Raw genomic sequence first — 14,578 nt, forward strand, 5'->3', positions numbered from 1 at the left:
AGTGGATGCACATCCAAAAATTTAAATATGGGGGACGGCCGGGGGGCCATGGTGGTTGTGTTGTTGGTGAACCACGGCTCGCGGAATCCCCAGTTCAACAGGGCAATGGAGGGCTTAGCCAAGGCCGTTGAGGAGGCGCTGGGGGTGAGGGCTTACCCGGCCTACAACGAATACGCCGAGCCCAACTGGAGGGACTTGGTTAGGGAGATAAACGACGACGTCGTCATCGCCTTGGCCTTCCTAGGCCCCGGCAACCACGTGCAGAGGGATATCCTGGGGGAGCTGGGGGTGGAGCCGGGCAGATGGGCAGAGAGGTTCGGAAAGAGGATCTACGTCACGCCCCCCCTGGGCGACTCCCCCTTGGTGGCCGCCGCCCTAATTACGAGGATAAAGGCCGCGCTGGGGGGCAAGGCTGAGGCGGTGTTGGACCCCGCGGAGATAGAGGAGGAGTCCATGGAGAAGGTCGCGGAGGCGCTGGGGCTGGACCTCGGCGACTGGAGAGACAGGGTGAGGGCGAGGGCCGCCTACGCCTCGGGGAACCTGGAGCTGGCTAGGCGCGTGGAGATCGCCGGCGATGTGAGGAGGGCCGTCCTGGAGTGGACATCCGCGGGGGGGCCTGTGGTGGCCGACGTCTCCATGACGGCTGCTGGGCTGAGGTACGGGAGGGTGGAGGTGGCCGTGAAGGCGCAGGCCGAGGCGAGGGGCGTCACGAGGGCCTACGCCGGGGTGAAGAAGCTCCTGTCCGCATTCGGCTCAGCCGGCGTGGTGGTGGGCAACGCCCCCACGGCCGCCGCGGCGGCGGTGGAGGAGTGCGCGGCGGGTAGGGGGATCCCCTTTATCGTCGCCGCTCCCCCGGCCTTCACAAACGTCCACGTCAAGGAGGAGGTTCTGAAGTGCGGCGTCCCAGCCGTGGTGGTCAAGGGCACCTACGGAGGGTCGGGCGTGGCGGCCGCCATCTTCAACGAGCTGGCGAGGCCATGAGCATCAGGGTGGTGGGGTTCGGCCCGGGAGGGGCGGCGCTCCGCACCCCAGCCGCCGTTGAGGCGATTAGGGAGAGCGACGTGGTGGTGGGCTACGAGACCTACGTCGCGATGGTGGAGGATCTGCTTGGGGGGAAGGAGGTGGTGTCCGCTAAGATGCGGCAGGAGGTGTACCGTGCCCGGGTGGCGGTGGAGATGGCGAGGGAGGGGAAGAGGGTGGCCGTGATCTCAGACGGCGACCCGGAGATCTTCGGCATGGCGCCGCTTGTGCTGGAGATGCTGAGCAGATACGGCTGGAGGCCCAGCGGCCTGGAGGTGGTGCCGGGCGTCACCGCGGCTCTAGCGGCTGGGGCGAGGCTGGGGGCGCCGCTGGGGTCAGACGTGGCCTTCATAAACCTAAGCCCCCTCCTGACCCCCAGGGAGGTCATCCTCAGGCGGGTTGAGGCCGCCGCGGCGGCGGACTACGTCATCGCCTTCTACAACCCCATAGATAGGGGGCTCCTCCGGGAGGCCCTCGCCGCGGTGGCCAGGTGGAGAGGCGGCCAGACGCCGGTGGGCGTCGTGAAGGATGCATATAGGCGGGGGGAGAGGGTCTACGTCACAACGCTGGATTCGGTGGACGTAGACGCCGTAGACATGAGGACCACCGTGATCGTGGGAAACTCCGAGAGCTACATCTGGGAGGGGTACATAATAACGCCCAGGGGCTACCACAGGAAGTATGCTTACCCTTAAACGCTTCGGGATAACCACGGGCGCGGCGGCCGCCGCGGCCGCCAAGGCGGCGGCTCTGCACTGGAGGGGGGTGGAGGCGAAGGCCGTCACGGTGCCCACGCCCGTGGGGCTGAGGCTGGAGATCTACGTGGAGAGGGTGTACAGGGAGGGGGAGTGGAGCTGCGCAGAGGTGAGGAAGTTCTCTGGGGATAACCCAGACGTGTTAGACGGCGCTGTGGTTAAGGCGTGTTTCAAGCCGGGGGGCTCCGGCGTTTCCATAAGAGGCGGGCGGGGGGTCGGCGTAGTGACGAGGCCGGGTCTTCCGGTGCCGCCGGGGGAGCCCGCGATTAACCCAGTGCCGAGGGCCATGATAGCGGAGGCGGTTAGGGAGGCCGGGTTCACCGGCGGCGAGGTGGTGGTGGAGGTGCCCGAGGGCGAGAGGTTGGCCGAGCTAACAATGAACAGGGACGTTGGGGTGGTGGGCGGCGTGTCTATACTGGGCACCACCGGCATCGAGACGCCGGTCAGCGACGAGGACTACATAGAGCACGTGAGAGCCGAGCTGAGGGCCGTCAGGGCTGTGTCAGACAGCGTCGTGATTGCGACGGGGAATAGGGCGGTGGAGTACGCCAAAGCCCTGTGGGGAAACGCGGTGGTGAAGGTGGGCGACCTCCTGGGGGAGGCGGCGAAGGAGGCGGCGTCGCTGGGCTTCCGGGCCATCGTCGTGGCGGGCCTCCCGGCCAAGATCGTGAAGGTGGCTGCCGGCGCGATGAATACACACAGCAGATACTGCGACGGGAGGATAGAGGCTTTGACGCACGCGGCGGTGTCTGTGGGGGTGCCGCCGGAGGTTGTGAAGGAGGTGGCCGCGTCGGCGAGCGTGGGGGAGGCGCTGGTCAAACTCGGCGTATTCCGCGGCGCCGTGCTGGAGGCGGTGGCCAGGAGGGCCAAGGAGAGGCTCTCGAAATACGCCGGGGCGCCCGTGGAGGTGGTCATATTCTACGACGGCGGCGAGCTGGCGGCGAGGGCATGAGGCCTGCGCCTGGGATCCCAGACGAGGAGTTCATCAGGGAGGAGGGCATACCCATGACCAAGGCAGAGGTGAGGGCCGTGGTCGTCTCTAAGCTCAAGGTGGGCCCGGGCGATAGGATGTTAGACGTGGGGTGCGGCACCGGGTCGGTGGCAGTGGAGGCGGCCCTCATGGGCGCTTGGGTATACGCCATGGATAAGAACCCCCGGGCGGTGGAGCTGACGGCTAGAAACGCGGCGAAGTTCGGAGTAGCGGATAGAGTCAAGGCCGAGGTGGAGGAGGCCCCCCGCGATTTCGCCAAAGCCGGCGGCCCCTTCGACGCCGTCTTCATAGGAGGAGGCGGTAGGGATATCGCCGACGTGGTTAAAGCCGCCCTGTCCCTCGTCAAGCCGGGAGGTAGGCTGGTGGTCGACGTCGCCACCTTGGAGACGCTTTCGAGGCTCGTCCCCCTCCTCGAGGAGGTGAGGCACGAGGTGGTGCTTGTGCAGATCGCCAGGGGGAGGAGGGTGGGCGGCTACACCCTGCTGAGCCCTCTAAACCCCGTCTACGTGGTGACCATATGGCCGTGAAGGTCGTCGGCCTAGGGCCTGGCGACCCCAAGTTGCTCACCCTGGCGGCGGCCGAGGCGCTTAGGGAGGCCGAGGTGGTGTACGTCCCCGCGTCGGCGGCCACGGAGAGGAGCCTCGCCGAGGCGTTGGTCAGAAGGTTCACGGAGGCCGAGGTGAGGGTGGTCGAGATGGAGATGGGGAGGGCTGACCCGGTCCGCCTCGCCAGATCCGCCAGGGAGTTGGGGGATGGCGCCGTCTATGCCCTTCTGGGGGACCCCACGCTCTACGGCTCCTTCGCCAAGCTGAAGCCTTATCTGGAGGCGCCGTATGTCTACATCCCCGGCGTCACCTCGGTCACGGCGTGTGCGGCTAGAGCCGGCGTGGAGCTGGCGTCGGGGGATCAGGCGGTGGCGGTGGTGCCGGCCTCGAGGAGCGATCTGCTGGAGAAGGCGGCTGAGCTGTTCGACGTGGTGGTGGTGGTGAAGGCGAATAGAAACGTCGACCTGGTCAACGAGCTGGCGGCTGGGAGGAGGGCGCTCGCCGCCAGGAGGTGCTACATGGAGGGCGAGCAGATATCGGAGAGGGTTTCGTGGCTGGACTACTTCACCACCGTGTACATATGGCGGGGAAGGTAGTCTTCGTGGGGGCGGGGCCCGGGGACCCCGAGCTGATCACTGTGAAGGGGATGAAGTATCTGCAACAGGCGGACGTGGTGGTGTACGCTGGGTCTCTAGTAAACCCGGAGCTTCTGAAATACGCTAGGCGAGACGCCGAGGTTTACAACAGCGCCTCCATGACAACGGAGGAGATCGTGGACATCCTGGTGAGGAAGGCGCTGGAGGGGAAGCTGGTGGTGAGGCTGAAGTCCGGAGACAGCGGGATATACGGCGCGCTGTGGGAGGAGGTGCTCCCCCTCCAAGCGGCCGGGGTCCCCTACGAGGTGGTCCCCGGCATCACGGCCGCGCTTGCGGCGGCCGCCGTCATGGGAATAGAGCTGACCATCCCCAAGAACGTGCAGACTGTCGTGCTGACGAGGGCATCGGCTAGGGTGGAGATGAGGGGGAGCCTTGAGCAGGTGGCGAGGTTCATGAGGGAGCAGGGCGCCGTGGCTGTGATATACACGGGGGTCCACGTGATCGACAAGGTGGTTAGGGAGCTCGCGGCGGGGGGTCTGCCGCTGGACACGCCGGCGGCGGTGGTCTACAGGGCCACGTGGGACGACCAGAAGATCGTGAGGGGGACCTTGGCCGACATCGCCGAGAAGGTCAAGAGGGAGCGAATCGCCAGAGACTCGGTCATCATCGTGGGGGAGCCCGTGGCGCCGAGGGAGATCCCCAGGAGCTCCGTCTACCACCCAGCCCACGGCCACAGCTACCGCCCGGCTAGACATGATAAGGGTTGAGGAGGGCGCCCTCTGGGTAGAGGCGCCCGGCGTAGCGCTGTCTAGCACAGTGGACGGGGGCGTGAGGGAGGTCAAGGGGGCGGTCTTCAGGCGGGTGGCGAAGCACATGACCTGTAGAGAGATGGAGGAGGCCGCCGTATCCGGCTACCTCAACTTCTACACCGCGGTGGACGTGGTGAAGCACCACTGGGCCGCCCTGGGGAGATACGCCGCGGCTGTGGCGACGGCGGGCTTCGGAAACACCATAAACGTCCTCGTGGTTGTGCAGGCGGAGCCCGACCTCAGAGCCCTCGCCGACGTCTACAGGCTGGCCGTCGAGGCGAAGGCCGTGGCGGCGGTGGACATGGGCCTCAGGAGGGGCCTGGCAAGGCTGGGCGGCGACGTGTCAGACGCCGTCGCCGTGATAGCGACGGGCGGCGTCAAGGCCAGATACATGGGCCTGGGGACCGAGGTGGGCGAGGAGGTCTACGCCCTGGTTCAAGAGGCGGTGAAAAAGGCGGCGGGGCCCCCCGACCTGGACCAAGAGCTCAGGAGGTACCTCGGGGTGGGCGTCGGCGACCTCCTGAGGCTTGTGCTGGAGGCCTACCGCCAGGCGCCGGTCCCCGGCGCCCAAGGCGTGGAGGAGGCCGCGGCGGATATGCTGAGCCGCCTCCTGCAGGACCCAAACGTCTGGGCCTTCATCTACGCCGCTGGGGAGCTAGACGCAAAGGCCGCCTCGGGCACCCACCGCGGGCTTACCCCACAGGAGCACGCCCAAGACAGCAAGAAGATAGTGGCAGACGAGGCAATGGGCGTTGCGCTGGCCCAGTACATAAACGGCTTCAAAGCCCTACAGGCCATGTACTGGCTCGACAGGAGAAAGCCCCCGCCCCTAGACAGACTGCCCATGTACACCGACGACGTAGCCGCGGCCCTAGCCGGAGGCCTGCTCTCTAGACTCTACGACAGGCTACTACACGGCATCTAGCCGAGACCCCCGGCGGGGGTACAGCCCCGGCGCCGCGTTGTCCATCAACCGGAGAAGCGCAACCGGCGAGACCCAGGTAGCCCCGTCTAGGCGGTCGTCTGCATTAGTGGAGAGTAGATCCGCCAGCGCGCCGGCGGACCGCCTCCTCCGGCGAGTCGGCCGGCCGTTCGCCGACCCCGCGGCGCCTAGCAGACAGCCGGCGCTACCTTCGGCAGACGCGCCGCGCAAAACGTCAACCGCGCAAAGCCACCAGAGACTGATAAGACAAAAACAGGGGGAAAAGGGGGGTTATTTCCGCGCGAGTAGTGAATGGATCTCTTGGGCTTTTTTGGCCACCTGCTCTTTATCGCTGCCGCAGATGAAGAACACAGTGGCATTTCTTGAGGTGACCGCCTTTACGTCTACCATCCAGCGTACCCTCCCACCGGCGGCGACGGGATAAGGCTCCGTCGGACTGCCTATGTAGCTTATGTTCATTTCGCGAATTTCCACACCTTGAATCACCGGGCCTTCTCTTATGTCGAGGTAGAAGTCATAGACATAGGTATCCACCTCGGCTTTCCCGAACGGCTCCCACCCTTCAGACGGCTCCCATCTTTTAATCTGCTCCCTCGCCCTGGCCGGGAGATCTGGGATGTCCTTGAGGGGCGTCTGTATCACCTCCCCCGCCTTGTAGAAGGCCCCTCTGCCGTATATCCTCACGCCGCAGAGCTCCCACCTACCCACCGCAGACCCGTTCTCCGGCGATATAAAGAGGCGGAGCACACTCACTTCCTCATTAGCCGGAGGCTGAACAGCAGAAGACACCACAAGCACCACAGCCACAGCCAGCGCAATGGCCAAACCCAACACGACGCCCAGCCTCATACTACCACCTTCACGTGTTGGCTTGAGCACAGTTGGATGAAAAACCCACTATTTTTTTTACTTAGTGTTTTGGCTATGTTTTTTACGTTTTGTGCCCTAATCCCTCTGAGAGAGGTGCGGGCCCGCCTGGGTCTCTCCTCGACCCCCTCCCCGCCCTAAAGGGCGAGGCTTGCTGTTTGCGCTGTCAAAGCTCTGGACAGGTGGGACGTATCCGCGGCCGCGAACAGAGGCTGGCTCTGGGGAGAGGCCGCGTGGCGTCAGGCCCGACGGCCCCGCGCCGGAGGCGTCCTAGGCGCCGTGAAGGCGTGGACGGGGAGGAGGTGTGGTTCAGAAACGTCAGCGGTGGCCGCCTGGGGGTAGGCGGCTATTTTAGGGTGTCTAGATATAGCATGGTGTAGAAGCCTAGGAGGAAGCCTAGGGTTGGCTTTAGTTTGTCGTCTCCGCGGTAGATCTCGGGGAAGAGCTCGGCGGTGGTTACGTATATCATCGCGCCGGCGGCGAGGGACATGGCGGCGGGGAGGGCCCACCTCGTGCCCTCCAGCGCCAGGGCCGTGGCGGCGGCGACGGCGCCCTCCAGCAGGCCGCTGAGGATGCCGATGGCTAGGGGCGCGGCCCTCCTCCTGTAGACGGCGGCGAGTGGGAGGGTGACGGCGGCTCCCTCGGGGAGGTCTTGGACGCCTATTGCCAGAGCTGTGAGGAGGCCGAGGGCGGGGTCGTAGGCCGTGGCCGCGCCGACTGCCATGCCCTCGGGGATGTTGTGGATGATTATAGCCAGGGCTATAAGCCACGCCGTCTTCAGCCTCCCCCTCAGCTGCGGAGGGCCTTCGTACCCCATCACGAGGTGCTCGTGGGGGAGAAGCCTATCCATTAGGAAGACCGCGCCTGCGCCAGCGGCGAAGCCCAAAGCCACCTCCGCGAAGCTCCCCAGCTCAGAGGCAGGTATGAGGAGGCTGGTGAAGCTGGCCACCAGCATAACCCCGCCCGTGTAGGCCAGCCCCACGTCTATCCACCAGCCCCTGGCCCAGTAGCCAAAGAGGCCCACAAGAGCCCCCACGGCCGTCATCAAGGCGATAAACAAGCTGTTAAACAGCACCTCCACAGAGATTGGTCGAAACCCAGATTAAAGCTTTAGCCCAGGCTAAAAAAGGCTACCTCGAGTCTACGATTAGGAACGGCAGATTAACTCTGCAACTGCCCACGTACACCGGCGTCTTTGCCCCCTTCACCACCACGTACTCCGCCACGTCGTAGCCGCGGTTGTTAAACCTCCCCAAGTTGGCATACTGGGCCTTTAGCTCAACGCCCTGGAACTGCTTAAAGTCGGCGCTTACAGACACCGGTAGCAAGATGAGCGCTGGATGTACCCGCGCCCTTAGGAGCGCCTTGGCGATTACGCCGACCGGCAAGCCCACAGAAGCCTCGCCGGAGCAACTACTGGAGTAGTAGCCAGCTAGCTGAACGCTCAGATCCAGCTGCTGACCTGGGTAGGCCGCGGCGGAGACAACATCAGTGAAGTTGTTATACACAGCGGTGATCACCTCAGCCGGCACGTCCGTCGATATCCAAGACCCACCTCTTATGTACAAAACATCGCTTTGGAACTTAACTCTACCCGTCTTGCTCTCGCCTACCTTCACCCCCCGGTCGTAGCAGACTTGGTACTCGTCATACTTAGCAATTATCAGCCTGCCGTACGTCCCACCCAACGCCTTCTCCTCGGGGTATAGCATTAGAGGTCCTATACCTATACTGGTGCTGTTGTACTTGACGTCCCACTGGATAACCTCCCACTGAGGGCCGGTGATTCCGACGCCCCCCACTTCCCAGCCCAGGACAACCCCAAAGGCTGTCCACACCCTGTCGATTAGCGTGATGGTGGAGGACAGGCCTGCTGCCCCCGAGTAGGGGTTGGAGTTTATGAAGAGGATTAGCGGGATTCTGCCGCCGTAGTCTCTCTCTGTGTCAAATATCGTTGTGTTGTAGCGCCACTCGTAGCGGCAGTCTACGTCGAGGGGTTGGGGTCGCTGAAACGACTTCCCCGCTTCAGCCCGGCTGGGGGGCGGGGGCTCTGTCTTCGGCCACTCCACTATCCTCGGCTTGGTCTTTATCTGCCATTCGCCTCTGGTGAGCTTCGCCACGTGTCCCGGCGCCACGTGGGCAACGGCGAAGCCCCAGGCGTCGGCGTACCACAGGTCTATCTCGATGGGCACCTCCACGTCTGTGGCGTTTCTCCAGTCGTCTAGGACCCTCTTGAACTGGCCGCGTAGCGGGATTCTTACCACGTTGCCGCTGACTTCAACGTCGTAGAGCTGTATCTTCCCGACGTTAGGACCCTTCGCCCAGACCTGCACGCTGGTGGGCGTCGGGCCGTCTAGAATTACCACTATGTATGGGCCGCCCGGTTTGTCTACGTACCTCTGGTAGACCGGCGTGATGCCGATGTTTATGCGGCCGTCTTCGCGGCTGACCGTAGGCCTGTACTCAAGAGGCGGGCTGTCCCACTGGATCACCGAGATCAGCCATGCGGCGAAGGGGACGGCCGCCAAGGCGGCGGCCAGTAGATAAGCCCAACGTTGCATGTGCAAAAAAAGTTTTAAAAAGTTATTCCCCCTTTATGATCTTCTGAATGGCGGTGAGCAGCTCCAGGGGGACGACGATTTTTGTGGATGGGGAGGAGGCGATGGCCTTCAGCGCATCGATGTACTGGAGCAGGAGGGCGTTTTGGCCCAGCTTGGAGGCGGCCTCGTTTATGTAGTCCAGAGCCTTGGCCTGCCCCTCGGCCCTCAGTATTGCGGCCTGGCGCTCGCCCTCCGCCTGCAGTATCGCCGCCTGCTTCTGGCCCTCGGCCTTCAATATGGCGGCTTGCTTCTCGCCGTCTGCCTGGGCTATCATGGCCCTCCTCTCCCTCTCGGCGGCTATCTGCTTCACCATTGCGCTCTGGACGTCGATGGGCGGGGTGATCTCCCTTATCTCCACCGCCGTCACCTTCACGCCCCACCTCGCCGTCACCTCGTCCAGCTTCGATCTGAGGACCGAGTTTATGTACTCCCTCTTGGCCAAGACCTCGTCCAGCTCTATGTCCCCCACCACAGCTCTGAGGGTGGTGGTGGCTATGCCCGTGGCGGCCGCTATGAAGTTCTCCACGGTGGTGACCACCTTCTCGGGCTCCACCACCTTGAGGTAGATCAGGAGGTCTATGTCGACGGGGGCGTTGTCCTTGGTGATGCAGGTCTGCTTGCTGACCTCTATGACCCTCTCCCTGAGGTCGATCGGGATGCCTCGGTCTATCACCGGGATGAGGAAGACGAGGCCGGGCCCCCTGATCCCCACGAGCCTCCCCAGCCTAAGGACCACCAGCCTCTGGAACTCAGGCACGATCCTGATGGAAGAGGCCAGAAGCGCCACCACGACGGCGACGAGGAGCAACGCGGCGACGAGCTCCACGATCTGGAGATACATACCCCGGCCCGCCCACCGCTATTTAACCTTTTTCACCTTCAACACGAGGCCCTCCACGTCCACCACCTCCACCTCCTCCCCCGGCTGGACCTCCCCCTCCACAGACTCGGCGGTCCAGTCCTCGCCGGCGGCGTAGACTACCCCCCTCCTGCCGGGGCCCAGGGCGGTCTTCGCCACGCCCCTCGCCCCCACCACGTCTCTAAGCGACTGGGGCCTTCTGGAGAGGCTCCTCCTCACCCTCCATGCGACGTAGGCAAGCGCGATCCCCGCGGCTATGGAGAGGCCGGCGGCGGTTGCCCCAAGCGCCGAGAGCCCAACGTAGGGCTGCCCCCAGTAGGCGGCGACCACCGCGGCGGCGCCCAGCGCCGCGCCGGCCAAGGCGGCGGCTCCGTGGCCTAGGTGGGCCTCTGCGATTATGAGGACGGCCGCGGCTAGGGCCAGGGCGGCGGCAAGCCAGGAGATGCCCAACTCGCCGAGGAGATATAGGGCGGAGACCACGGCGACTCCGCCGATCACCCCCAGGCCCTGGAAGCCGGAGGTGGCCACCTCGTAGAGGATCAGCGCGGCTCCGGCTATCAGCATAGCCACGAGCAACGCCGGGTCTGACAGGGCGTTGAGGAGCCTCAGGAGCGGGTCCCGCTCAACCACGGCGGCGGGCTCGATGGGGGGCGGCGGCTCGGCGATGCCCGCGGCCACCGCCTCGGCGCCGGTAAGCGCCTTGTTTTCCGTTACGAAGGACTCGGCCAGCTGCACCCTGGTGTCGTTCCACCTCCTAGCCGCAAGAGCCCTCATCTTAGCCGCGGCGTAGTTCACCACCTTTGGGTCGGGGGGCCTGGGCTGCGCCGCGCCTATCACGGCGGTGGGGGCCATGTAGAGCCTCTCCGCCGCCAGCGCTATGAAGGCCCCCGCCGAGGCGGCCCTCGCGGCGTCTGGCACATAGGCGTAGACGGGCACCCTGGCGGACTCAACCAGCTTGACGATCTTCTCCATGGGTAGGAGGAAGCCGCCGGGGGTGTCTATCACCAAGACGAGGGGGAGGCCTCTTGCCTCCGCCGCCTCCAGCCCCCGCTCCACCAGCGTTACGGCTGTTCCGTCTATAGTGCCGTCTAGCTTAACCACCACCGCCTGCATGGCGTAGGCCGCGGCGGCTAGGAGGACGAGCGCGAGCAGCGCCCTCACGTGATATACACCTCATAAAAATACATTTCGGAAGAGACATGTGCAAGGAGATAAGGCTGGACCTCCCCTGGCCGCCCAACCAGACGCGCGCAAGGAGGTTCGTGGTGTACGACGTCTTCGACCCGCCGGACATCCCGCCGGAGAAGCACGTCATTAGGATATACGGCGCGGTGGAGAAGCCTCTGGAGGTCCCCCTCACAAAGCTCATGGAAAACTGCGTAGAGCTGGTGGCCCCCTTCCACTGCGTCACCGGCTGGTCCATCGAGTCGGTGAGGTGGCGCGGGGCGCCGCTGAAGCCTCTTCTAGAGGAGGCGAGGCCCTACGGCCAGTACGCCCTCGCCTGGGGGGCGGACGGCTACTCCGCCTCGCTCCCCCTCGACGCCTTGATGGAGGAGACCACGATAGTCGCCTGGGCGCTCAACGGGGAGCCCCTCCCCAAGAAACACGGCGCCCCGGCGCGCCTCGTGGTGCCCACGCGCTACGCCTGGAAATCCGTGAAGTACTTCGCCGCGGTGGAGGTCCTGACCGAGCCCGTCCCGGGCTACTGGGAGATGCAGGGCTACTCCCTCAACGCAGACCCCTGGCGGGAGGAGAGGTTCGACTTCGGCAGGCCGGTAATGCGGGGGAGGAGGGTTTCGATCAGCTAGGGCTAAGTCTCTTCAACCTCCGCTCCTGCCGAAGTCATCATAGGCGAAGTTTTCCACGTGGTATATATCTCCTCATTGGCTAAGATTTATATAGCCGGGCGCTGTGGTTATGCGTGATGGAGATTGTGGTTTTGGGGCTTTTGCTCATCTTCCTTGGCTTTATACTGATCATACTGGCAACGCTGAGAGTTGCCAAAGAGGAGGCCAGGAGAGCCGAGGCCGGCGGAGTCATCATCGTGGGCCCTGTCCCCATCGTCTTTGGCACAAGCCAGCGCGCCGCCGCTATAACAATGGTTCTCGCCGTAGTTCTCACCCTCCTTGCCCTTCTCCTCTTCTTGCTACCTCTCTGGCGGTAAGCCACATAAACAAGGCGGCGCCCGCCGCCAGCGCCACAGACGCCACCACCGCCACCGCCAGCACCTCGGGTGGACCCGTGCCGAAGCAAAACGGCACAAAGAACAAAACCACGCAGGCGGCGCCCGCCGCCTCCACGCGGCTAGGCCACCCCATAGAGAGCAGAGGAGCCAACAACAGCAGTGTAAAACCTGCGAAGACCAAAGCCAGCCCAACGGCAAGCAACCTCACACCTTTCACACAGCGTAGAAATAAAAACTTAACTAGGCTACGGGTATACCTCTGCACACAAGCGGGGAAAACTTCTTAGGAAGGGGCCTCGGTGCGCTGGTGCCCCCTGGATCAGGCAACTTGGCAACTACGACGTCTCGGTTAGAGGAGATGAGGTGGAGTGCCCCCCGGCGAAGCGGCGTCTAGTCCAGAGCTGGAGATGAGAGGCGGAGCATCGTGCTAAAAGGGCGGCGGGCGGATAAAAGAAGCCTACGTCAGAGAGCCAGGGCAACAGGCGGGGGATTAGCCTCGACGTTTTAACGCCTTGGCTAGATATATGGTCAGAGCGCCCGGCGGAGGATCAGCTCTTCCCATCTTCGCCATAGCTCAGCCTGCAGCCGCTTCACATCACGTAGGGCTCTCAACCACCGTTTTTTAAGCTTAAGGGCCCGTCTCCCCTCCTAAGCTTCGCTGGTAGGGATGAGCACGCCGGTGAGGTACGGCATAAGCGCGGCGGAGGCCACCTTTGTTATCGATGAGCGTCTACAACAGCGTCGGTGCAGGTACAACTTTGTAAACGCAGGTTACCCCCGTGAGTGAGTCTACTACGTTAGTTGGAATAGATGGCCCGCCACTTTAACTCGGTTACATGTACAGCGCCATATTTCTTCACAACGTCTGCCACATCGGTTATGTAGTCTCTCTCCGCCACAACTACGAGAACTCCTTTTTTTACATAGAAACCAAAAACCCCCGCTAGTCTCCTCAGCTCTTCCTCGAGCCGGGGTGTTAAGAAGCCGACTGCTTGGGAGAATCTCCTCGCCAGCTCTAGAAAGGTTTGGAAGTCCCCATCTGCCATCGCCTCCACAGCCCTCCGACCCTCTATTTCTAACTGCCAACGAAGGTTTCTCAACATTGCGGCAGTTTCCACCCTACGTAGATCCACCGTCACTGCAAACAGGCGGGGGCAGTCGTATCCATATGCCTTGCCAACGCCGGGGGCTCCAGGCGAGGTTCTGACTACAAGACACCCGCCTGTGTATATTGCGAGAACGTCCCCCAAACCGGTCCCGGACTCCACCTCGGCAATATGCGCCCTTTGAAACGCCTCAAGGCTGAGACCAAGAGTAGCGATGTGTTTAGCGATGTTCACCACCGCCGACCCAGCGTAGCCGTAGCCGAGGGGGTAGGGCGATTTGATATCCACCCCCACGCCGGCCTCAAGCAACTTGTCGTTATATCTAATGCCAACGCCGGAGAGATAGACCTCGGCATAGTCCAAGAGGAGGCCAGCCCCCAGCGAGCCTGTTTCCAACGGGCTTCCGCCGTAGTGGGGGAGCCAGAAGCCCGTTACGTGGTGCGGGATCTTGAGCTGCATCTCTCCTCCAGCGCTTTGACTAGGGCATACACGGCGTGGTTGTAGGGGGTTGGAACCCCCCGCTCGCCCCCGTACTTCACTACGGCGCCGTTTATGAAGTCGACCTCGGTAGGTCTACACCTGGCCAGGTCCTGGGCCATGGAGGAGATGTTCTGAGCCGTGGCCCTGGCCACCTGGAGAACCGCGTCGAATGCACCCTCCACCGGGTACCCCACCGCCGCCGCCACAGACGCTGCCTCACCGGCGAGCTTCTCCGCCAGCGCCCTGGCCCAGGCGTTTTCCAGCAACACGCCGTTGGGAGCCTGGAGAACGGCTGTAACCGGGTTGATCGCGGCGTTCACCACGAGCTTAGCCCACCGGTACGGCTCCACGTCCTCAACTATCCGCACCGCGGCGCCGCCCCTCGCCAGCGCCTCTCCCACCTCCGCCGCATCCCTCGGGAGGATTATCTCCCCCCTGCCCCTCAGCTCAGCTCTACAGCCCTCCCGGTAGACGCCGTAGGTGACCACCGCCGCCGCGGCGCTTGGGAAAATCCTCCGCGCCAGCTCCAGCCCCCCGATGCCGTTTTGAAACAGAACCGGCACCCCCGAGACGGCGCTGAGCGCGTCGGCTGTGTCAGGGCCCTTGACGGCGACGAGGCTGTACCTCACCTCAGGCGGCGCCCTCCCCACATGCCTAACCCTCAGCTCGCGGCAACCCCCGTCGCAGAACACGTATCTCTCGCACCTCGTTCTCGACACGGCGTATGGCTCCACCCCGGCCCCGTTTAGGAAATACGCCAGGAGGCTCCCCACAGCTCCCATCCCCACAACGGCGAACACGTTATATATAGAGGGGGGAAAT

17 protein-coding genes are annotated in these 14,578 nt (G+C 63.8%); 9 read left to right on the plus strand and 8 right to left on the minus strand.

The features are described 5' to 3' along the window. The first annotated feature begins 48 nt into the window (after window positions 1–48). Genes TNEU_RS01480 through cbiS form a run of 7 tightly spaced genes read left to right on the plus strand, consistent with a single transcriptional unit; the run spans window position 49 to window position 5,641 of the window. Window positions 49–981 carry a precorrin-8X methylmutase gene (locus TNEU_RS01480; protein WP_012349668.1) on the plus strand — a complete coding sequence of 311 codons (933 nt, stop codon included), beginning with the start codon at window positions 49–51 and terminating at the stop codon, window positions 979–981. After that, window positions 978–1,715 (plus strand): precorrin-3B C(17)-methyltransferase, encoded by a 738-nt coding sequence (locus TNEU_RS01485; protein WP_012349669.1) that lies wholly within the window; start codon window positions 978–980, stop codon window positions 1,713–1,715. The genes TNEU_RS01480 and TNEU_RS01485 overlap by 4 nt, the downstream gene beginning before the upstream one ends. Beyond that, the gene (gene cbiD / locus TNEU_RS01490; RefSeq protein ID WP_012349670.1) at window positions 1,702–2,727 is read left to right on the plus strand and encodes a cobalt-precorrin-5B (C(1))-methyltransferase CbiD; all 1,026 of its coding nucleotides are present in this window, start codon (window positions 1,702–1,704) and stop codon (window positions 2,725–2,727) included. Before TNEU_RS01485 ends, cbiD begins: the two co-directional genes overlap by 14 nt. Further along, window positions 2,724–3,293, plus strand: coding sequence for a precorrin-6Y C5,15-methyltransferase (decarboxylating) subunit CbiT (gene cbiT / locus TNEU_RS01495; protein ID WP_012349671.1), 570 nt, complete (start codon window positions 2,724–2,726; stop codon window positions 3,291–3,293). The genes cbiD and cbiT overlap by 4 nt, the downstream gene beginning before the upstream one ends. Continuing rightward, window positions 3,284–3,907: a cobalt-factor II C(20)-methyltransferase gene (locus TNEU_RS01500; protein ID WP_012349672.1), complete on the plus strand. Its 624-nt coding sequence runs from the start codon at window positions 3,284–3,286 to the stop codon at window positions 3,905–3,907. Before cbiT ends, TNEU_RS01500 begins: the two co-directional genes overlap by 10 nt. Then, window positions 3,892–4,674 (plus strand): precorrin-4 C(11)-methyltransferase, encoded by a 783-nt coding sequence (cobM, locus tag TNEU_RS01505; protein WP_012349673.1) that lies wholly within the window; start codon window positions 3,892–3,894, stop codon window positions 4,672–4,674. Before TNEU_RS01500 ends, cobM begins: the two co-directional genes overlap by 16 nt. Then, complete coding sequence (cbiS, locus tag TNEU_RS01510) at window positions 4,661–5,641, plus strand: bifunctional adenosylcobinamide hydrolase/alpha-ribazole phosphatase CbiS (protein ID WP_012349674.1); 981 nt, start codon at window positions 4,661–4,663, stop codon at window positions 5,639–5,641. Before cobM ends, cbiS begins: the two co-directional genes overlap by 14 nt. Window positions 5,642–5,929: 288 nt before the next feature. On the opposite strand, the gene TNEU_RS01515 is transcribed toward cbiS, so the two are convergent. The 5 genes from TNEU_RS01515 to TNEU_RS01535 all read right to left on the minus strand — a co-directional run bounded on the left by TNEU_RS01515 (window position 5,930) and on the right by TNEU_RS01535 (window position 11,146). After that, window positions 5,930–6,508, minus strand: a complete 579-nt coding sequence (locus tag TNEU_RS01515) for a hypothetical protein (RefSeq protein WP_012349676.1) — start codon at window positions 6,506–6,508, stop codon at window positions 5,930–5,932. A gap of 364 nt (window positions 6,509–6,872) precedes the next feature. Next, a complete protein-coding gene (locus TNEU_RS01520; RefSeq protein ID WP_012349677.1) occupies window positions 6,873–7,607 on the minus strand; it encodes a ZIP family metal transporter in 735 nt (244 codons plus the stop codon). A gap of 49 nt (window positions 7,608–7,656) precedes the next feature. Beyond that, the gene (locus TNEU_RS01525; RefSeq protein ID WP_012349678.1) at window positions 7,657–9,087 is read right to left on the minus strand and encodes a hypothetical protein; all 1,431 of its coding nucleotides are present in this window, start codon (window positions 9,085–9,087) and stop codon (window positions 7,657–7,659) included. A 22-nt stretch (window positions 9,088–9,109) separates the two neighbouring features. After that, window positions 9,110–9,967, minus strand: coding sequence for an SPFH domain-containing protein (locus TNEU_RS01530; protein ID WP_012349679.1), 858 nt, complete (start codon window positions 9,965–9,967; stop codon window positions 9,110–9,112). A gap of 18 nt (window positions 9,968–9,985) precedes the next feature. After that, the gene (locus tag TNEU_RS01535) at window positions 9,986–11,146 is read right to left on the minus strand and encodes an NfeD family protein (RefSeq protein WP_012349680.1); all 1,161 of its coding nucleotides are present in this window, start codon (window positions 11,144–11,146) and stop codon (window positions 9,986–9,988) included. A 38-nt stretch (window positions 11,147–11,184) separates the two neighbouring features. Here TNEU_RS01535 and TNEU_RS01540 point away from each other — a divergent pair, with 38 nt between their 5' ends. Further along, window positions 11,185–11,793, plus strand: coding sequence for a molybdopterin-dependent oxidoreductase (locus TNEU_RS01540; RefSeq protein ID WP_012349681.1), 609 nt, complete (start codon window positions 11,185–11,187; stop codon window positions 11,791–11,793). A gap of 116 nt (window positions 11,794–11,909) precedes the next feature. Continuing rightward, window positions 11,910–12,149: a TIGR00304 family membrane protein gene (locus TNEU_RS01545; RefSeq protein ID WP_012349682.1), complete on the plus strand. Its 240-nt coding sequence runs from the start codon at window positions 11,910–11,912 to the stop codon at window positions 12,147–12,149. Here the strand turns inward: TNEU_RS01545 and TNEU_RS01550 are convergent. The 3 genes from TNEU_RS01550 to TNEU_RS01560 form a co-directional block, all read right to left on the minus strand. Then, entirely contained in the window at window positions 12,103–12,378 is a 276-nt protein-coding gene (locus TNEU_RS01550) for a hypothetical protein (protein WP_012349683.1), read from the minus strand. The genes TNEU_RS01545 and TNEU_RS01550 overlap by 47 nt on opposite strands. Before the next feature lie 589 nt (window positions 12,379–12,967). Further along, window positions 12,968–13,735 (minus strand): hypothetical protein, encoded by a 768-nt coding sequence (locus tag TNEU_RS01555; protein ID WP_012349684.1) that lies wholly within the window; start codon window positions 13,733–13,735, stop codon window positions 12,968–12,970. After that, complete coding sequence (locus TNEU_RS01560; protein WP_012349685.1) at window positions 13,708–14,556, minus strand: ketopantoate reductase family protein; 849 nt, start codon at window positions 14,554–14,556, stop codon at window positions 13,708–13,710. The genes TNEU_RS01555 and TNEU_RS01560 overlap by 28 nt, the downstream gene beginning before the upstream one ends. Window positions 14,557–14,578 lie beyond the last annotated feature (22 nt).

It is taken from the genome of Pyrobaculum neutrophilum V24Sta (assembly GCF_000019805.1).
Taxonomy (GTDB): domain Archaea; phylum Thermoproteota; class Thermoprotei; order Thermoproteales; family Thermoproteaceae; genus Pyrobaculum; species Pyrobaculum neutrophilum.